Below are 18840 nucleotides of genomic sequence, written 5' to 3' on the forward strand. Positions count from 1 at the left end.
CGACCTACAGCAGATTCTCGGCCGTCAGCGACACGTGCCGCTCGAGGAGAGCGGCGGCCAGGTCGGGGTCGCGCGCCAGGGCGGCCTCCTCGAGCTGCCGGTGCTCGGTGAGGTAGTCGCGGCCGGGAGCGCGGTTGGTCGACCATTGGCGGGCGAGCTCACCGGCCAGCCAGAGGCGGTCGAACGTCTCCAGCAGCACCGCATTGCCACTGCCCTCCAGCAGGGCGCGGTGGAACTCGTGGTGCGCCCGGGACCACTCGGGACTGACCTGCCGGCTCTCCGGCGAGACGTAGGCGGGCGTCCGGGTCAGCCGGTGGTGGGCCGCCCGTACGCGCGCCTCCCACTCCAGATCTCCGCGGGCGATCGCCAGCCGCAGGGTCGCGGGCTCCACGGTGCGCCGTGCCTCGGCGATGTCCTGCCACCGCCGATCGGACCGGGCCGGTACGGCGAACCCCCGGTTGGTGAGCCGATCGGCGAGGCCGTCACCGACCAGCCGGACCAGCGCCTCCCGCACCACCGCCAGGCTCACGCCGTGCGCCGCGGCCAGTTCCTGGGGTTTGAGCGCGTCTCCGGGGGCGAAGTCGCCGCGCAGGATCGCCTCCCGCAGCGTGGCGTAGATCCGCCCGGAAAGCATCTCCTTCATGGCCACACCATAGACCATTACTCAGATAATCGATTATCTGTGCTACCGTCGATCACGATCCACCCCCTCGACGGAAGGAGCACTCCGCGATGAACGACCCGTTCGCCCGCCTGCCCGAGGCAGCGACCTTCACGGTCACCAGCACGACCGTCGCCGACGGGGCGCCGCTCGATCCCCCGCAGTACTCGGGGATGTTCGGTGTCCCCGGCGGCGCCGACATCTCGCCCCAGCTGTCCTGGACCGGAGCCCCCGCCGGCACCAGGAGTTACGCCGTCACCGTCTACGACCCGGACGCACCGACCGGGTCGGGCTTCTGGCACTGGGCGGTCGCCGACATCCCGGCGACCACGACCTCGCTTCCGGAGGGCGCCGGCGACGACGCCGGCTCCGGCCTTCCCGAGGGGGCGTTCCAGCTGCCGAACGACGCCCGGCTGGCCCGCTTCATCGGCGCCGCGCCGCCCGCCGGGCACGGCCCGCACCGTTACGTCGTCACCGTGCACGCTCTGGACACCGAGGACATCGGCGTGCCGGCCGACGCGACCCCGGCGAATCTCGGCTTCACCATGGCGGGCCACATCCTCGGCCGCGCAACCCTCACGGCCGTCGGTGAAACCCCGGCGGCTTAGGGAAAACGAGAGGCCGGCGGATGCCACTGCACCAACGCGGCCGTCGCATCGTCGCGGAGCTCGCCGTTCTCGTACGAGACGATCGTGTGGATCAGGTGCCGCATAAGCTCGGGCGCCGGGACGTCGCGGCGCATCTCGTCCCGGACGAACGCGCCCAGCCGCTCCACCCCGAACAGCTCCCCGTCCGCCGAGCGGGCCTCGGTGATGCCGTCGGTGTAGAACACCAGCGTGTCGCCGGCCTCCAGCATCAGCTCGGTGACGCCGGGCGGCCGGGGCAACATGTGGCCCAGGCCCAGCGGCAACGCCGTCGGGGTCGGCAGCGCCGCCATCGGCCGGTCACCACGCAGGTGCAGCTCCGCGGGGTGACCGGCCGCGATGCGGCGGTACGCGCCGGTCGTGGTGTCCAGTTCGGCCAGCACCGCCGTCACGAACGCGCCGGGATACTGGGCCCGGATCCACTTGTCGATCGACCGGTACGTGTCGGCGAGGCCGAGCCCGCAGCGGCGCGCGTTGCGGTACGTGTTGAGCGTCAGCGTGGTCAGCGCGCTCGCCGCGATGCCGTGGCCAACGGTGTCGAAGAGCGCCACGTGCACCAGGTCACCGTTGGCCGCGTAGTCGAACGCGTCGCCGCCCACGTCGTAGCAGGGCTCGAGGACGGCGGTGACCAGCGCGCCGTTCGCGGCGAAGGTCAGCGGCGGCAGCTGATTCCAGATGATCTCGGCGGCGAGCTGCATGGGCTGACGGCGGCGGGTCAGCTCGACGGCGTCGCCGTAGAAGCGGCGGCTCGCGATGAGCTCCGCCACCAGCGACGCGATCGCCTCGAGGTCGCGGCGCAGCGGTTCGCCCGGGTCGGCGTCGAGCCAGACCTCCAGCACGCCGAGACGTTCCGCCCCGTGCAGCAAAGGCACCCACAGGCAGGGCTCCGCGTACGCGGTCCGCGCGGTGCTGAACGCCTGCCCGGCCGGGGTGCCGTCGACCCTGCGCGGCGCGCTGTCCGACGCGGTGCCGTGCAGCGGCCACAGCGAGATCTGCTCGTAGTCGACCATGAGCGCGGTGATCCGGGCGGCGCCCAGCAACGGCGCCACCGCATCCAGGACGGGCGGCAGATCCTCCGGTCGGCTGCGGTGGCGCAGGTCGAGCAGACGTCGCACCGCTTCCATGGGATCGGCCATGCCTGACTCCCTTCCCCCCGCACCGGTGCGCTCAACCACCGCACCGCCGGAGTTAGGGTCATTCGGACCAGCCTGCCCACCGGCCATCCGGGACTGCGTCACCCGCGTACCGCGCCCCGCCGCGGTCAGCCGCGGCCGGCGCCGACCATCTCGGCTGAGTCCACGTCGCCGCCGAAGCCCTGGCGCTGCATCGCGCCCCACACCGCCTGGCGGCCGCGTACCGCGCCGAGCACCCCGGCGACCTGCCACACCGCCAGCACCTGCCGGTATCCGAAGTTCTCCAGCACCGCCGCCGCCACGCCGCGGGCCATGTCGCTCCATCGGGGATAGCGGTGGAACGACACCTCCTCGATGAACAGGGAGATGAGGCTGACGAGCAGGCCGTACCCGTACGCGACCAGCACGAAGCGCCAGGCGAAGCCGACGTCCACGGCCCCGATCCACAGCCCGAGCGGGAGCAGCACGACGGCGGCCAGCTCGACGAACGGCGCGAGCAGCTCGAAGAGTACGTAGTACGGCAGCGCGAGCAGGCCGATGCGGCCGTACCGGGGGTTGAGGATCATCCGGCGGTGCTTGCCGAGGATCTCCGCGATGCCCCGGTGCCAGCGGCGGCGCTGGCGGCCCAGCACGCGCAGCGTCGCGGGCGCCTCGCTCCAGCTCACCGGCTCGGCGACGAAGATGACGCGGTAGTCGTGCCGCCGCGTCTCGCGCAGGTGGTGGTGCAGGCGGACGACGAGCTCGGCGTCCTCGCCGATCGTGTCGGGGTCCAGGCCGCCGACGTCGATCACCAGGTCGCGGCGGAACACGCCGAACGCGCCGGAGATCACCACCAGGCCGCCGAGGCGGGACCAGCCCGTACGGCCCATGAGGAACGCGCGCAGGTACTCGACGACCTGCACGCGGACCAGCCACTGCCGCGGCATGCGGACGTCGACCACGCGGCCGCCGACGACCTTGCAGCCGTTGGCGATCCGCACCACGCCGCCGCACGCCGCCACCCGCAGCGGGTCGTCGCCGAAGGGCTTGGCGACCGAGAGGAGCGCGTCCGGGTCGAGCACCGAGTCGGCGTCGACCATGCAGACCAGCGGGTGCCGGGCCAGGTTGATGCCGACGTTGAGCGCGTCGGCCTTGCCGCCGTTGGTCTTGCGGACCACGGTCAGCGTCTGCGGGTTGGCGCGGGCCACGTGCACGGAGAGCACCTGCGAGCGGTACGGCACCTCCGCCGGCACCACCCGCGGCACCTCGACGAGGTCGAAGTGGGCCCGCAACTGCTCGAACGTGTCGTCGGAGGAGCCGTCGTCGACGACCACGACCTCGTAGCGCGGGTAGCGCAGCGCGGTCATCGCCTGCACCGCCGCCACGATGCTCGCGCCCTCGTTGTGCGCCGGCACGATCACCGACACCGGCAGGGTGAGCGGGCTGCGGAACATGTCGTCGGCGCCGGCGAACGGGATGCGCCGCAGGTGCCGCCCGAATTCCAGCCCCGCCATCACCATGAGCACCAGGTAGCTGGTGTTGAGCGCGACGAAGTATCCGAAGATCGCGAGGTCGGTGCCGCGCAGGATCTCACGGACGATCTCGTCGCTCACGCGGCGGCCCCCACCCGCTCGCCCGCCAGCACCTCGGCGAGGGCCAGCGCCTCCTGGGCGTGGGCGGCCGCGGTGGAGAAGCGGGCGTGCGCCCCGGAGCGCGCGCCGGACTCGGCCTCGACCACCTCGCGCAGCGCCTCCAGCCCGGCCGGGCCCAGGCGGCGCAGCGCGTGGGCCGCCTCGTGCGCGACCTGGTACGCGTCGTCGCCGAGCAGCTCCGCGAGCGTGGGTACGGCCGCGGGCGCGCCGAGGTCACCCAGCGCCCGGGCCGCGGCGGCACGCAGCGGGGTGGGCCGCGAGCCGCGCAGCGCCCCGGTCAACGGCTCCAGCGCGGAGCGGGTGCCGAGCTTGCCGAGCGTGGTCGCGGCGGCCACCCGGACGTCGAGGTACGCGTCGTCGCGCAGCACCTTGGCGATGCGGCGTACCGAGCCGGCGGCGCCGAGCAGGCCGAGCGCGTCGAGGCAGACGGCGCGGACCCGGGCCTGCGGATGGTCCAGGGCGGCGGACAACGTCACCTCCGCCTCCGGCCCGAGCTGGACCAGCGTGTGGGTGGCCAGCAACGACGGGACGGGGTCGGGGCGGTCCAGCGCGGCGATGATGCGCCACGCGGCGGCCGGGTCGCCGATGCGGCCGAGCGCGCGGACGGCGACCACCCGTACCTCGGCGTGCCGGTCCGTGAGCAGCCGGCACAGCTCCGGCACGGCCCGGCGCAGCTCCAGGTCGCCGAGGACCTGCGCGGCCCGGGCCCGGCGGACCCGGCTGCGCGAGCGCAGCCGGCCCAGGGCGGTACGCGCGGCGCCGCGGCGCAGGAAGACCGAGACGAGCCCGAGGTGGGCCTCCCCCCGCAGCTTGCCCAGCAACGCGAGCGCGTGCGGCTCGGCGGCACGCCACGCGTCGTCGGGCACAGCGACCAGTTCGTCGCCGCCCTCCTCACCGTTCTCGGCGACGAACGCGAGCAGCGCCCGCCGGGGCTGGGCGGCGAGCCGGGCCAGCGTGCGCTGCCGGCGCCCGCGGATCAGCCGGACGGCGACGATGGCGGTCGCGGTCACCGCCACGATCCCGGCCAGGACGGCGATGACGAGCGTGAACACCCACAGCATCAGCCGGCCACCCGGGCCAGCGCGGTCTCGACGCGTTCGAGCAGCTCCCGGGGGCTGAACGGCTTCACGATGTAGTCCGTGGCGCCGGCCGCGTACCCCTGTTCCAGATCCTGCGGGCGGGCCCGCGCGGTGAGCAGAATGATCGGCACGTCCGCGGTCAGCGGGCCGGCACGCAGCTCGCGGCAGACCTCGATGCCGGACATGCGCGGCATCCGCACGTCGAGCAGCACGAGGTCGGGCGGGTGCACGCGGGCCTCCCGCAGGGCCGCGACGCCGTCCGCCACGCCGATCACGGTCAGGCCGCCCTTGCCGAGCTTGTACGACACCAGGTGCCGGATGTCCGGATCGTCCTCGACGAGAAGGATCGTGCTCACCCGTCCCCCCGATTGCCGAGCCGGCCGCTGACCTGCCCAACATATCCGTTTTGCACCGCCGGCTCGGAGGGAACGGGAGCAATGCAGCAACCTGTCAGCCGGCTCTCAACCCCCTCCCGGCCGGACCCGATAGAGCCTGCGTGAACATCACCCGGTGGTTCGGGGCCCCTGGCCGGCGCGGCTTCGCCCTGGCGGGCGCCGTGCTGACCCTCGGGCTCGGCACCGGTGCCGCCGCGGCCGCCGGCGTGGCCGACGCCGAGCGGGACGCGGCCGCCTCGGCACTCGCGCTGCGGACCGCGACCGTACGCGGAGCGCTTGACACGACGTTCCGGCAGTACGCCGACACGGTCCGCGCGATCGTCGCCGCCGCCGCCACCCAGCCCGCCGCCGGCCTCGCCCCGACTGTGACGCGGCTCGTCGCCGACCCGCCCCCGGGGGCGCAGCAGGTCGTCCTGATCGACGCGGACCGGGCCGTCCTGATCCAGCAGAGCCTCGACGGGAGCACCCCGCCGGCGCGGACGCACCTGGAACCCGAGCCCGCTCTCGCCGCCGCCCTGGACCGGTCCCGCGACACCGGCCGCCCGGTCGCCGGCCCCGCGCACGTGCTGACCACCGACCGCGAGCTGCCGCCCGCCCACCGCCAGCAGGCCTTCGAGCTGGTCGCGCCGGTGCACGGCGGCGCCTTCCGCGGCTGGGTGATCGTCAGCGTGCGCGCCGGCGACCTGCTCGCCGAGTCACTGCGCGCCGCCGGGGTCACCGGGGTGACCGCCACCCTGACCTCGACCGGCGCCGAGGGCACCGCCCGGGAGATCGCGCGCTGGCCGTCCGGCGCCCCGATCGGCGGCGCCGGCGCCACGATCGACGTGGCGCTGGCCGGGCACACGTGGCAGGTGCTGGTCCACCCGGTGCCGGGAACCCTCGGGGAACCGGCCGCCGCGACCGCCACGTTGCTCGGCGCGGCGACGCTCAGCTTCCTGCTCGCCGGCACCGTGCTCGCGGCGGAGACCCGCCGGCACCGGGTGGTGGCCCGCGACGCGATCCGGGGACAGGACCGGGGGCACGCGACCGAGCTCACCGACTTCGCCGCCGCGGCCGGCGAGCACCTGCTCACCCCGCTGCACGCCATCGCCGGCTACCACGAGCTGCTCCGCGAGGAGACCGCCCCGCACCTGGACGAGGCGTCGCGCGGGTTCCTCGAGCGCATCGGCGGCAACACCCGGCGGCTGCTGGGCACGGTCGACGAGCTGATCGCGTACGCGTCGGCGAAGGACGCCGCCCTCAAGCCCGAGCCGGTCGACACCACCACCCTGGCGCTCGGCGTCGTCGCGGGCCGCCTCGACGCGATCGCGGGCCCCCGCCCCGGCATCGCCGTCGGGGACCTGCCCCCGGTGCTGGCCGACGCCGAGCTCCTCGCCGGGGTCCTGGGCCGGCTGGTCGACAACGCCGCCCGCTTCGTCCGGCCCGGCGCGCCCGCGCGCATCACGATCGGCGCGCGCGAGCACGCTCCCGGCTGGTGGCGCATCGAGGTCACGGACCGCGGGATCGGCGTACCGGACGAGCACCGCGCCCGCATCTTCGCGCCGTTCCACCGGGCCCCCTCCGCGTACGGCTACCCGGGCGCCGGTCTCGGGCTGGCCGTGTGCCAGGGCATCGTCGCGCGCCACGGCGGCGAGATCGGCGTCGAGCCGAACCCGGGCGGCGGCAGCGTCTTCTGGTTCACCGTGGCGGCCACGACGGCGGCGCCGGCGCCCGGCCCCGAGCTGCTGGCCGCCGACCTGGCCTGACACATGGCGTCCGATCACACCGCACGGCGTCCGGGACGGTGCTCGCACACATAGTCCCGTGTCCATGCGCGACCTTACGGTCAGGGCCTACGCGGTTCCCCGCGTCCTCCCCCGCACCGATCGCGCATCAGGAAGGCACGCCATGTCGACGCAGGCCAGCAGCCCGGATTCCGCCGCCCCACCCGTACCCACCGGCCGCACCCCGCTGATCAAAGTGGTCTTCGCCGCGCTGATCGGCACGGCGGTCGAGTGGTACGACTTCTTCCTCTACGGCTCCGCCGCCGCTCTCGTGTTCGGCACGCTGTTCTTCCCCAAGTCCGACCCGGTGACCGCCACGCTGCTCGCCTTCGGCACGTACGCGCTGGGCTTCGTCGCCCGCCCGCTCGGCGGCGTCGTGTTCGGCCACTACGGGGACCGGGTCGGGCGCAAGAAGATGCTCGTCGTCTCGCTCATGGTGATGGGGCTCGCGACGATCGCGATCGGGCTGCTGCCCACGTACGCGTCCATCGGCGTCGCGGCGCCGGTGCTGCTACTGGCCTGCCGCCTCGCGCAGGGTTTCGCCGTCGGCGGCGAGTGGGGCGGCGCGGTGCTGATGGCCGCGGAGCACGGCGACGACCACCGGCGCGGATTCTGGTCGTCGTGGCCGCAGGCCGGGGTGGCGCTGGGCAACCTGTTCGCCACCGGCGTGCTCTGGGTGCTCGCGGCCGTGCAGTCCGACGCGGCGTTCGAGTCCTGGGGCTGGCGCATCCCGTTCCTGCTCAGCGCGGTCCTCGTCGGCGTCGGCCTGTGGGTACGCCTGTCCATCGAGGAGTCTCCGGTCTTCCGGGAAGCCCGGGCGCAGCTCGCCGAGCAGGACGCCGCCGAACGGCACCAGCCGCTGCTCGAGGTCATCCGCCGGTACCCGCGCGAGGTGTTCATCGCGATGGGCATGCGCCTGGCGGAGAACATCTCGTACTACCTGTTCACCGTCATCTCGATCACCTTCCTCACCACGTACGCGGGCAGCACCGGCGACAAGAGCATGATCCTGACCGCGCTGCTGCTCGGCTCGGTCGTGCAGTTCCTGGTCATCCCCGCCTTCGGCGCGCTCTCCGACCGGGTGGGCCGCCGGCCGCTGTACCTGGTCGGCGCGGTCGGCGTGGCGGTGTGGTCGTTCGTCTTCTTCGACCTCGTCGGAAGCCGCAAGGAACCACTGATCATTCTCGCCGTCGTGGTCGGCCTCGTCCTGCACGCGCTGATGTACTCGCCGCAGGCGGCCTTCTTCTCGGAGCTGTTCGGCACGTCGGTGCGCTACACCGGCGCGTCGGTCGGCTACCAGCTCGCCTCGATCTTCGCCGGGGCGCTCGCCCCGATCATCGCGCTGAAGCTGCTGGGCACCGTCGAGGAGTCGAACACGACCGCGGTGGCGATCTACATGACGGTCGCCTCGGTCCTGACCATCATCGCGGTGGTGGCCGCCCGGGAGACCGCCCGGTCGTCGCTGCGCCACGACCGGGTCACCGCGCCGCGGCCCTAGTCACCGCCGGGCCGGCCGGCTTCTCCAGAAAACCGCCAGCCCGGCCAGGCCACCCGGGGCGAAGTACACCGCCAGGACGAACAACGTCCCCAGCACGAACAGCGGCTGACCCAGCGGCCCGCTCAGGCTTCCGCCGACCTGGGTGAGCCGCTGGTCCAGGTAGGCGTACACGACACCGCCGAGCACGGCGCCCCAGCGGGTGCCGGCGCCGCCCAGCACCGCCATGACGATCAGCGACAGCGTCAGATCGGCGGAGGCCAGATGCGGCGACGCCCCGCCGACGACCAGCCCGTGGACGGCGCCGCCGAGCGCCGCGAGGGCGCCGGCCAGGACGAAGGTGGCCAGCTTGAGCCGGTACGGCGACAGCCCCAGCACCGCGACCCGGCGCTCGTCGTCGCGCAGCCCGGTCAGCACCCGGCCCAGCGGCGCCCGGTCGATGCCCTGCACCACCACGACGACCACGAGCAGGAACCCGAGCGCCAGCCAGTACAGGTTCACCGTGTTCGCCACGCCCACGAGGGCCGGCGGCAGGGCGGCGCTCACCAGCGGGAGCCCCTCCTCGCCGCCGGTCAGGCCGCCCGGGTCGCGGTTCACGACGATCCAGCCCACCTGCGCGAAGGCCAGGGTCACCATCGCGAACCCGATGCCGGTCGTCCGCAATGCCACCGAGCCGAGCAGCGCCGAGAGGACGGCGACGGCCACCACGGTCACCGCCACGGCGGCACCCAGCGGCCAGTGCAGACGGCCGGTCAGGATGCCGGTGCCGTACGCACCCGCCGCGATGGGCAGCGCGTGCCCGAACGACAGCAGCCCCGCCCGGCCGAACAGCAGGTCGTAGCCGAGCGCCAGGCCACCGAAGACGAGGCACACCGCGAGCAGCTGCAACGTCCCCGGAGCGTTGAGCGGCCCCTCGAACAGGCCGGGGATCGCCGCGGTGGAGTACGGCAGCAGCACGAGGAGCACGAGCACGAGCACCGGCACCACCCGGAGGATCTTCTTGTTCATGCCGTCGCCGTCCCCACCAGTCCGGCCGGGCGCAGCAGCAGCACGGCCGCCAGCAGCACGACCACGCTGACGTCGCCCGCCCCGGCGGTGCCGTAGTAGTTGAGGAACTGCTGCAGCAGGCCGACCGCCACCGCGGCGACGGCCGAGCCGGTGACCGAGCCGAGCCCGCCGATGACCACCACGATGAACGCGAAGATCAGCAGCGAGGCGCCCTGCCCCGGCGACACCGAGCCGAAGTACATGCCGCCGAGCACGCCCGCCGTGCCGGCCAGCGCCCCGCCGATCGCGAAGACGAGCGTGAACGCCCGGCGGACGTCGATGCCCAGCGCGCTGACCATGGCCCGGTTCTCCACGCCGGCGCGGATCACCAGGCCGTACCGGGTGCGGTGCAGGAACAGCAGCAGGGCGAGCAGCACGGCCACCGCCGCGCCGATGAGCAGGAACCGGTCGTCGGGCACCTGGGCGCCTCCCACACTCGTGATCTCGGACGCCCAGGACGGGCGCGGGTACGGCAAAGCGTCGGCGCCCCACACCGACTGCAGCAGGGCGACGCCGGCCAGCGAGAGGCCGACGGTCACCAGCACCTGCTCGGTCGGGCGCCGGTACAGCGGGCGGATGAGGACGAGCTCGGTGAGCGCGCCGGTGAGCGCGCCGGCCGCGATGCCCACCGGTACGGCGGCGGCCAGGCCCCAGCGCGGCGCAGCCCACCAGGTCGCGTACGCGCCCACGGACAGGAACAGGCCGTGCGCGAAGTTCAGCACCCCGGCCAGCCCGAAGACCAGGGACAGACCCGAGGCGATCAGGAAGTACAGCGCGGCCAGGCCGAGGCCGGTGAGGGTCAGCAGGATGACGGTGGACATTCAGTGGCTCCTCGCGGTCGAGCCGACGCCGAGCAACGCCCGGGTCCGGCCGGCGTCCCCCAGCAGGTCGGCGGCCGTGCCCCGCCAGGCGACCCGGCCCGCGGCCAGCACGACGGCGTCGCGGGCCAGCCGCCGCACCACGGCCAGGTTCTGCTCGACCAGCAGCACCGGTACGCGCTCGGCGACGCGTTCCAGCACCGCCGCCACCGAGGAGACCACCGCGGGCGCCAGGCCCTTGGTCGGCTCGTCGACGAGCAGCAGCCGGTTGCGGTTGAGCAGCACCCGGGCCAGCGCCACCATTTGCTGCTGGCCGCCGGAGAGGGTGCCGGCGCGCTGCCCGGCCCGGTCGCGCAGCTCCGGGAAGAGCGTGTGCACGGTGTCGTAGTCGGGATCGGGATCGCGCTCGGCCAGCCGCAGGTTCTCCGCCACGGTCAGCCCGGCGAAGACGCAGCGATCCTCCGGCACGTACCCGAGGCCGGAGCGCACCAGCCGGTGGGTGGGGCGGCCCAGCACCGGTTCGCCGCCGAGCTCGACGGTCCCGGCCGCGGGCACCTCGCCGAGGATCGCCCGCAGGGTGGTCGTCTTGCCGACGCCGTTGCGGCCCAGCAGGGCCGTCACCCCGGTCTCCGGTACGCCGAAGCTGACGCCCTGCAGGATGTGCGAGCCACCCAGGCGTACGGACAGGTCGTGCAGCCGCAGGATCACAGCTCCTCCCCCAGGTACGCCTGCTGCACGGTCGGCTCGGCCATCACCGCGGCCGGCGTGTCGCAGGCGAGCACGGCGCCGTGGTGCAGCACCGCCACCCGGTCGGCCAGGTCGAGCACCACCTCGAGGTGGTGCTCGACCATGAGCACGCTGCGCGCGCCCTCGGCGGTCAGCTCGCGGATCACCTCGACCAGGGCGGGCACGTCCTCAGCGCTCACCCCCGCCATCGGCTCGTCGAGCAGCAGCACGCTCGGCGAGCCGGCCAGCACCAGGGCGAGTTCGAGCTTGCGTTTCTCGCCGTGGGCCAGCGCCCCGGCCGCGGCGTCCGCGCGGTCGCCGAGGCGTACCCGGGTGAGGATGTCGCCGGCCGCCCGGGCGACCTCGCGGTCACCGCGGCGCCGCCACGGGCGCATCGCCCCGCCGAGCCGGGCCTGCACCGCCAGCGCGACGTTCTCGGCCACCGTCAGCGAGCCGAAGACGGCCGAGGTCTGGAACGTCCGGCCCAGCCCGAGCCGCGCCCGCCGGTACGGGTCCAGCCGGGTCACCTCCGTCCCGCCCAGCACGACGCGCCCGGCGCTGGGCCGGCGCAGTCCGCTGACGAGGTTGAACAGCGACGTCTTGCCCGCACCGTTGGGCCCGATGAGGGCGAGGAACTCCCCCGGCCGCAGGTGCAGGCTCACGTCGTCGACGATCGGCACGGCTCCCACACGCCACGACACGCCCTCGATCGCCAGGGCGGCGGCCGGTCCACCGCGGTCCCCGCCCAGCTCGTCCACCGGCGTCGCGCCGCCCTCCGCAAGGCTGCGCACCGGTCAGCCCTTCATCGCCGCGACCGGCGGGGCCGCGTCGTCCGGAGCCACCGTGGCCACGACGGTCGCGGAGGTGGCGGCGCCGGAGCCGGTCAGCTTCGCCTGGAACATGGGCTGCAGCAGCGCGTGGTCCTGCGCCCGCACGGTCAGCCGCCCCTTGACCGAGTCGAAGCCGTACCCCTCCAGGGCGGTGACCATCTTCTCCACGTCGGAGCCGCCCGCCTGCAACGCGTGCACGATCATCTGCGCGGCGGCGAAGCCGTCGGGATGGAACAGGTCCGTCCGGCCGCCGGGCACCGCCTGCCGCAGCGCACGCACGGCGTCGTTGTCCACGGCCCCGTCGAAGTAGTGGGCCAGCAGGTGCAGCTTCGCGCCGGCCTTGCCGAACACCGGCCAGGCCGCGCGGATGTCCAGCCCGGTCACGACCGTGGTCGAGGACAGCACGCCCTGCTGGTCCAGGGACTGCCACAGGGCGGACGCGGTGGCCCCGGCCCAGGCGACGAAGACCAGGTCGGGACGGGCGGCCTTGACCTGCCCGGCGAACGGCGTGAAGTCGGTCGCCGTGGCCGGCACCGCGATGCTCGTGACGCTCGCCCCGGCCCCGCCGATCACCGCGGTCACGGCATCGACGTTGGAGCGGCCGAAGGCGGAGTCGGGCGCCAGCACCAGCACCTTGCGCCCGCTGCCCAGATAGGCCTTGGCCGTCTGCACGTCCTGGTAGGACTGCCGACCGGAACGGAACGTGTAGCGGTTGACACCGGTGATCGCATCCGTGGCGGCCGGCCCGGAGACGAACAGCACCTTGTTGCTCGCCGCGAGCGGCGCCACCTGCAGCGCCACCCCGGAGGCCGTGGAGCCCGCGAGCACCTTGTAGCCCTTGCCGATCAGATCCTTCGCCGCGGCGACCGCCTTGACCGGGTCTCCGGCGTCGTCGGCGTAGCTCACGTTCACGGCGCGCTCGCCGATCTTGCCGGTGCCGCCGGTCGCGTACGCGAGACCCGCCTTGAAGCCCTCGACGTACTGCTGGCCGTAGCTGGCGAGCGGGCCGCTCTGCGAGTAGACGACCCCGACGTTCAACGGCGCGGACGCGTCGTCGTCGCCGTTCGCCGCCTCCTGCGGGCTGCCGCAGCCCGCCGCCGCGACGGCCACCGCCGTCACCACCCAGCCGGCGAGCAGCGCCCGCCGGGATGTCGCCGATCCACTCATCGCCAACCCTCTCATCACATCGACGTTCCGCGTTGGCTCACGCTACGAACGGCGATGACGGCACAGCCATGTGCGCGGTCCCCACAGGACGCGCGGGGACTGTGTGACAGTCGCCCATGGGTACGCGCGGCCCGCGGCCCGTAGGTTCGGCGGTATGACGACGGCAGAGGTGGTCCGGCTGGACCTGTCGGGGCGTACGGCGCTGGTCACCGGCGCGGGGAGCGGTATCGGGCGGGCGTGCGCCGTCCGGCTGGCGGCCGCGGGCGCGCAAGTGATCGCGGTGGACGTCGACGAGCCGGCCGCCAAGGAGGTCGCGACGGCCGTCGGAGGCCGGGCCGTCGCCGCGGACCTGTCCGACCCGGACGCGGTCGACGGCCTGGACGCGGACGTCGACGTGCTCGTCAACAACGCCGGGCTGCAGTTCGTCGCGCCGCTGCCGGAATTCCCCGCCGACCGGTTCCGGCACCTGCAGGCGGTCATGCTGGAGGCGCCGTTCCGGCTGGTGCGCCGGGCGCTGCCGCACATGTACGACCGCGGCTGGGGCCGGGTCGTCAACATCTCCTCGGTGCACGGGCTGATCGCCTCGCCGTACAAGGCCGCGTACGTCGCCGCCAAGCACGGGCTCGAAGGGCTGTCGAAGGTCGTGGCGCTCGAGGGGGCCGGCCGCGGCGTCACCTCGAACTGCATCGACCCGGCGTTCGTCCGCACGCCGCTGGTCGACCGGCAGATCGCCGACCAGGCCGCGCTGCACGGCATCCCGGAGTCCGAGGTCGTCGAGACGATCATGCTGGAGCGGGCGGCGATCAAGCGCCTGGTGGAGCCCGAGGAGGTCGCGGAGCTCGCCGCGTACCTGTGCACGCCGGCGGCCGGCCTGATCACCGGGGCCTCGATCCCGATCGACGGCGGCTGGACCGCACACTGACGCCGGAGCGCCGGCGGCGGCACAATGCCTGACATGCCCTCCCCGCTGGAGTTCCTCGCCCTGCTGGCGCGCGAGGCCGCCCCGGTGGAGTTCGAGCGCCCGCTGATCGCGGCCCGCGACGCCGGGCTCTCCGGCGCGGAGCTCGCCGAGCTGGAACGCGCCAAGATCATCGCCCTGCGGGTCCGGGCGCTGCTGGAGCGGCGGCGCCGGCGGGAGGAGGAGCTGTCCGGGCTGTACGACACCGCCGGCGACCTGGCCGGGCTGCGCGACGTGGACGCGGTTTTGCGCGCCATCGTCCGGCGGGCGCGCACGCTGCTCAACGCGGACGTGTCGTACATGACGCTCAACGACGCCGACCGTGGCGACACGTACATGCGCATCACCGACGGCTCGGTGGCCGCCAGCTTCCAGGGCCTGCGCCTGCCGCCGGGCGCGGGGCTCGGCGGGCTGGTCGCGCTGACCGGCACGCCGTACGCGACCGCGAACTACGCCGCCGATCCCCGCTTCGAGCACACCGACGAGATCGACGCCGGGGTCACCGACGAGGGGCTCGTGGCGATCCTCGGGGTGCCGCTGCGGCTGGGGGCCGCGGTGATCGGCGTGCTGTTCGCGGCCAACCGTACGGAGCGGCCGTTCGCCCGCGAGGAGGTGGCGCTGCTGGTGTCGCTCGCCGCGCACGCCGCCGTCGCGATCGACGCCGCCCGGCTGCTCACCGAGACCCGGTCCGCGCTGGCCGAGCTGTCCGCCGCGAACGCCGTGATCCAGGCGCACAGCGAGTCGGTGGAACGGGCCGCCGCCGCGCACGACCGGATGACCGCGCTGGTGCTGCGCGGCGGCGGGGTGGACGACGTGGCCGGAGATCTGGTCGACGTGCTGGACGGCGCCCTGCTGGTGCTCGACGCGCACGGCCGGGAGCTGGCCACCGCCAAGTCGGCGTCGTGGGCCGCCGGCCTGCCGGTCCTGGACCCCACGGCGGTGGAGGAGGCGGTCGCCGCCTCCCGCGGCGAGGGGCGCAGCGTGCGCCGCGGCGAGCTGTACGTCGCCGCCGTGGTCGCCGGCGCGGACAACCTCGGCGCGCTGGTGTTCCATCCGGCCCGCGAGCTGGCCGGCGCGGACCAGCGCATCCTCGAACGGGCCGCGCAGATCACCGCGCTGCTGCTGCTCTTCCGCCGTACGGTGGCCGACGCCGAGGCGCAGGTCCGCGGCGAGCTGCTCGACGACCTGATCAGCCGCCCGGTCCGCGACCCGGACGCGCTGCGCTCCCGAGCCCGGCGCATCGGCGTGGACCTGGACGCCCCGCACATCGTGGTGGTCGCGGCCGACGACACCGGCGAGGGCTCCCGGCAGGCGGTGTCCTGGGCCCGGTCGTTCGCCGCCGCCCGCAGCGGGCTCACCATGACCCGGGACGGCCGCACCACGCTGCTGCTGCCCGGCGAGGACGCGGGCGCGGCGGCCCGGCTGGTCGCCCGCGAGCTCGGCCGCGTGCTGGGCCGGCCCGTCGTCGCCGGCGGTGGCGGCCCGGCCGGCGGACCCGAAACGGTGGTGGCGGCCCACCGCGAGGCGGAACGATGCGCGGCGGCGCTGCGCGCGCTCGGGCGTACGGGAACCGGCGCGGGCACCGCCGAACTCGGCTACGTCGGCCTCCTGCTCGGCGAACGGCACGACGTGACCGGCTTCGTCCGGCACATCCTCGGCGCCGTGCTCGACTACGACCAGCGCCGCGGCACCGCGCTGGTGCAGACGCTGGAGGCGTACTTCGGCACCGGCGGCAGCCTCGCTCGCGCCGCCGAGCAGCTGCACGTGCACGTCAACACGGTCACCCAGCGGCTGGACCGGATCACCCGACTGCTGGGCGTGGACTGGCACGACCCGGACCGGGCCCTCGACCTGCAGCTCGCCCTGCGCCTGCACCGGCTGCGCGGCCCGCTCGGCCCCGACATGGGCTGAACCACCACGCCGCGGCCCGCAACGGTGGGTCGCCGGCCCATCGGCACGCCGCCCGGTTCTTCCTACGCTGACCACGTGCCCACAGCTGATCCCCGCTCCCCCGTCGACGATCACCGCCCGCCGTGGCCGGACCTCGAGCAGTTCCTGCGCCACCGGCCCGCCCCGGCGCCGTACCTGACCGAGCTGTGCCACGCCCGTGGCACCCGTCGCGAGTGGACCACCGAGCGATGGCGGGCCTGGGTCGGCGCGGTCGCCGCGGACCTGCACGAACGGGGCGCCGGACCGGGTGCCGCCGTGGCGGCGCTGGCCGGCAACAGCGCGGAGGCGCTCGTCGTGGCGTACGCGTGCTGGTGGCTCGGCGCGTGCTACGTACCGCTCGGCCCGCAGGAGACGGCGGCCCGGCAGCGGTTCATCCTTGCCGACGCCGACGTGGTCCTGCTGGTGCACACCGGCGAGCAGAGCGTACGGGCGCAGGAGCTGGCCGCCGGCTCGCCCGTGGCGCTGTGCCGCACCGATGAGCTGCCGGAGCCCGGCCCCGGCCAGGTCCCGGCGGCGGCCGGCGTCGATCGGCCCGCGGTACGCCTCTACACCAGCGGCACCACCGGCGAGCCGAAGGGCGTGGTGCTCACCCTCGCCAACCTCTGGACCGACCTCGACGGCCTGCAACGCGTGTACGGCTGGGACGCCGGCACCCGGGTGCTGACCGTCCTGCCCGTGCACCACGCGAACGCGCTGGTCATCTCCAGCCTGCTGGCCTGGTCGTCGGGCGCCTCGACGGTCCTGTGCGACCGGTTCCGCGGCGACCGCTTCTGGGCCGACGCGGCGGCCGAGGGCGCGACCACCGCCAGCCTCGTGCCCACGCTGCTGGAGTTCCTGCTCGCCGCGGACGGGTCGCCGCCGCCGGGTTTCCGCGAGGTGCTCTGCGGGGCCGGGCCGCTGGCCGCGGACACCGCGCTGCGCTTCGAGGACCGCTTCGGCTTGCCCGTCCGGCACCTGTACGGCCTGTCCGAGACGACCTGCGTCGCGGCCGCCATGCCCGCGCTGGCCGCCGCGGACCGCCGGCACTGGCACACCGCGTACGGCTTCCCGAGCATCGGCGCCGCCCTGCCGCACGCCGAGCTGGCCGTGCTGGCCCCCGACGGCACGAGCCTGCCCGCCGGGGTCCGCGGCGAGATCGGCGTCCGCGGCGGCATGGTCATGCGCGAGTACGCCGGCCGCCCCGACGCCACCGCCGAGGCCTTCCGGCACGGCTGGTTCCACACCGGCGACGAGGGCTTCTGGCAGCCCGGCCCGCACGGCGAGCCCGCGTACTTCGTCACCGGCCGGCTCAAGGAGCTGATCATCCGGGGTGGGCACAACATCTCGCCCTTCGAGATCGACGAGGTGCTGCAGGGCCATCCCCGGGTCCGGTTCGGCCTGGCCGTGCCCTTCGAGCACCGCCTGTACGGCGACGAGGTGGCCGCCTACGTCGTGCCCGACGGCGAGGTCAGCGAGGGCGAGGTGCTCGCCTGGTGCGCCGAGCGCCTCGACTTCGCCCTGCAGCCGAAGGTGGTGGTGTTCGGCGAGGACGTGCCGTTCACCGCCACCGGCAAGGCGAAGCGGCTGGAACTCGCGGGCCGGCTGGCACCCGTGCTGGCAGCGCACCGCGAGACATCGTTCCGGCGGCCGAGGGCGGAGGCGTGAGCGCCGTGGCCGATCCGTTGCACCCCGAGGAGTTCGACGTGCCGGTGGCCGGTGGCGCCCTGCGCGTGTGCCGGTGGCCGGGCACCGGGCCGGTCGTGCTGGCGGCCCACGGGATCACCGCCAACGCGCTCGCGTTCGCCGGCCTGGCCGAGGCGCTGGACGGCCGGGTCCGCCTGGTCGCCCCGGACCTGCGCGGCCGCGCCGGCAGCAGCGGCCTGCCGGGCCCGTACGGCATGGCCGCGCACGCCGCCGATCTGATCGCGGTGGCCGACCACCTGGGGCTCGACCGGGTGCCGCTGGCCGGGCACTCCATGGGCGGGTTCGCGGTCGCCGCGACGGCCGCCGCGTACCCGGACCGGGTCAGCGCCGCGCTGCTGATCGACGGCGGGGTGGCGCTGCCGGTGCCGGACACCGTGGACGTGGACGAGGTGCTGACGGCGGTGATCGGGCCGGCGATGCGGCGGCTGTCCATGACCTTCGCCGGGCCCGAGGACTACCTGGCGTTCTTCCGCGAACACCCGGCGCTGGGGCCGTACTGGACGCCCGCGGTGGAGGCGTACGTCCTGCGCGACCTCACCGGGACGCCGCCGGAGCTGCGTTCGTCCTGTGCGCTGGCCGCGGTCCGGGCCGACGCTTCCGACACGCTGATCACCCGGGACACCGTCACCGCCGTGCACCGGCTGGGCTGCCCGGCCCGGCTGATGTGGGCGCCCCGTGGCCTGCTCGACGAGGACCAGGGCCTGTACGACCCCGACCGCCTCGCCGCGGCAGCGCTCGATCCCGCGCGGATCGCCGTCGAGCGGGTGCCCGGCGTCAACCACTACACGATCCTGTTCGACCCCGACGGCGTGCAACGCGTCGCCGAGCGAGTTCTGGAGTTGGTCACGACCTAGTTCCCC

The 18840-nt window shown here is 74.5% G+C and carries 17 protein-coding genes; 7 read left to right on the forward strand and 10 right to left on the reverse strand.

Annotated elements, in window-relative coordinates; genetic code table 11:
* Nucleotides 1–4 precede the first annotated feature (4 nt).
* The gene (locus AB0K03_RS08870) at nt 5–643 is read right to left on the reverse strand and encodes a GntR family transcriptional regulator (protein WP_364682265.1); all 639 of its coding nucleotides are present in this window, start codon (nt 641–643) and stop codon (nt 5–7) included.
* 89 nt (nt 644–732) lie between these two features.
* On the opposite strand from AB0K03_RS08870, the gene AB0K03_RS08875 reads away from it, so the two are divergent.
* The gene (locus tag AB0K03_RS08875; RefSeq protein WP_364682267.1) at nt 733–1269 is read left to right on the forward strand and encodes a YbhB/YbcL family Raf kinase inhibitor-like protein; all 537 of its coding nucleotides are present in this window, start codon (nt 733–735) and stop codon (nt 1267–1269) included.
* Here the strand turns inward: AB0K03_RS08875 and AB0K03_RS08880 are convergent.
* From AB0K03_RS08880 to AB0K03_RS08895, 4 genes are all read right to left on the reverse strand, one after another.
* Nucleotides 1266–2441 (reverse strand): PP2C family protein-serine/threonine phosphatase, encoded by a 1176-nt coding sequence (locus AB0K03_RS08880; protein ID WP_364682269.1) that lies wholly within the window; start codon nt 2439–2441, stop codon nt 1266–1268. The genes AB0K03_RS08875 and AB0K03_RS08880 overlap by 4 nt on opposite strands.
* A 125-nt stretch (nt 2442–2566) precedes the next feature.
* A complete protein-coding gene (locus tag AB0K03_RS08885; RefSeq protein WP_364682271.1) occupies nt 2567–4030 on the reverse strand; it encodes a glycosyltransferase in 1464 nt (487 codons plus the stop codon).
* Entirely contained in the window at nt 4027–5130 is a 1104-nt protein-coding gene (locus AB0K03_RS08890; RefSeq protein ID WP_364682273.1) for a HEAT repeat domain-containing protein, read from the reverse strand. The genes AB0K03_RS08885 and AB0K03_RS08890 overlap by 4 nt, the downstream gene beginning before the upstream one ends.
* Nucleotides 5130–5504 carry a response regulator gene (locus AB0K03_RS08895; protein WP_364682275.1) on the reverse strand — a complete coding sequence of 125 codons (375 nt, stop codon included), beginning with the start codon at nt 5502–5504 and terminating at the stop codon, nt 5130–5132. The genes AB0K03_RS08890 and AB0K03_RS08895 overlap by 1 nt, the downstream gene beginning before the upstream one ends.
* Before the next feature lie 140 nt (nt 5505–5644).
* Between AB0K03_RS08895 and AB0K03_RS08900 the strand changes: the two genes are divergently transcribed.
* Together AB0K03_RS08900 and AB0K03_RS08905 are read left to right on the forward strand one after the other, a co-directional pair.
* A complete protein-coding gene (locus tag AB0K03_RS08900) occupies nt 5645–7288 on the forward strand; it encodes an ATP-binding protein (RefSeq protein WP_364682277.1) in 1644 nt (547 codons plus the stop codon).
* 142 nt (nt 7289–7430) lie between these two features.
* Nucleotides 7431–8804, forward strand: a complete 1374-nt coding sequence (locus tag AB0K03_RS08905; protein WP_364682279.1) for an MFS transporter — start codon at nt 7431–7433, stop codon at nt 8802–8804.
* Here the strand turns inward: AB0K03_RS08905 and AB0K03_RS08910 are convergent, their stop codons facing one another.
* From AB0K03_RS08910 to AB0K03_RS08930, 5 genes are all read right to left on the reverse strand, one after another.
* A complete protein-coding gene (locus AB0K03_RS08910) occupies nt 8805–9809 on the reverse strand; it encodes a branched-chain amino acid ABC transporter permease (protein ID WP_364682281.1) in 1005 nt (334 codons plus the stop codon). It lies immediately after the preceding gene.
* Entirely contained in the window at nt 9806–10669 is an 864-nt protein-coding gene (locus AB0K03_RS08915; RefSeq protein ID WP_364682283.1) for a branched-chain amino acid ABC transporter permease, read from the reverse strand. Before AB0K03_RS08915 ends, AB0K03_RS08910 begins: the two co-directional genes overlap by 4 nt.
* Nucleotides 10670–11374, reverse strand: coding sequence for an ATP-binding cassette domain-containing protein (locus tag AB0K03_RS08920; protein ID WP_364682285.1), 705 nt, complete (start codon nt 11372–11374; stop codon nt 10670–10672). It lies immediately after the preceding gene.
* Entirely contained in the window at nt 11371–12108 is a 738-nt protein-coding gene (locus tag AB0K03_RS08925; protein WP_364682454.1) for an ABC transporter ATP-binding protein, read from the reverse strand. The genes AB0K03_RS08920 and AB0K03_RS08925 overlap by 4 nt, the downstream gene beginning before the upstream one ends.
* Before the next feature lie 78 nt (nt 12109–12186).
* A complete protein-coding gene (locus tag AB0K03_RS08930) occupies nt 12187–13389 on the reverse strand; it encodes a substrate-binding domain-containing protein (protein ID WP_364682287.1) in 1203 nt (400 codons plus the stop codon).
* Between the two features lie 154 nt (nt 13390–13543).
* Between AB0K03_RS08930 and AB0K03_RS08935 the strand changes: the two genes are divergently transcribed.
* The 4 genes from AB0K03_RS08935 (at nt 13544) to AB0K03_RS08950 (ending at nt 18834) form a co-directional block, all read left to right on the forward strand.
* Entirely contained in the window at nt 13544–14311 is a 768-nt protein-coding gene (locus AB0K03_RS08935; protein ID WP_364682289.1) for a 3-hydroxybutyrate dehydrogenase, read from the forward strand.
* Between the two features lie 24 nt (nt 14312–14335).
* Entirely contained in the window at nt 14336–16258 is a 1923-nt protein-coding gene (locus tag AB0K03_RS08940) for a helix-turn-helix domain-containing protein (RefSeq protein WP_364682291.1), read from the forward strand.
* 75 nt (nt 16259–16333) lie between these two features.
* Nucleotides 16334–17941: a class I adenylate-forming enzyme family protein gene (locus tag AB0K03_RS08945; protein ID WP_364682293.1), complete on the forward strand. Its 1608-nt coding sequence runs from the start codon at nt 16334–16336 to the stop codon at nt 17939–17941.
* A complete protein-coding gene (locus tag AB0K03_RS08950) occupies nt 17938–18834 on the forward strand; it encodes an alpha/beta hydrolase (RefSeq protein WP_364682294.1) in 897 nt (298 codons plus the stop codon). The genes AB0K03_RS08945 and AB0K03_RS08950 overlap by 4 nt, the downstream gene beginning before the upstream one ends.
* The last annotated feature ends 6 nt before the right edge of the window (nt 18835–18840 follow it).

Source organism: Actinoplanes sp. NPDC049316 (assembly GCF_040677315.1).
In the GTDB taxonomy this organism is placed as follows: Bacteria; Actinomycetota; Actinomycetes; order Mycobacteriales; family Micromonosporaceae; genus Actinoplanes.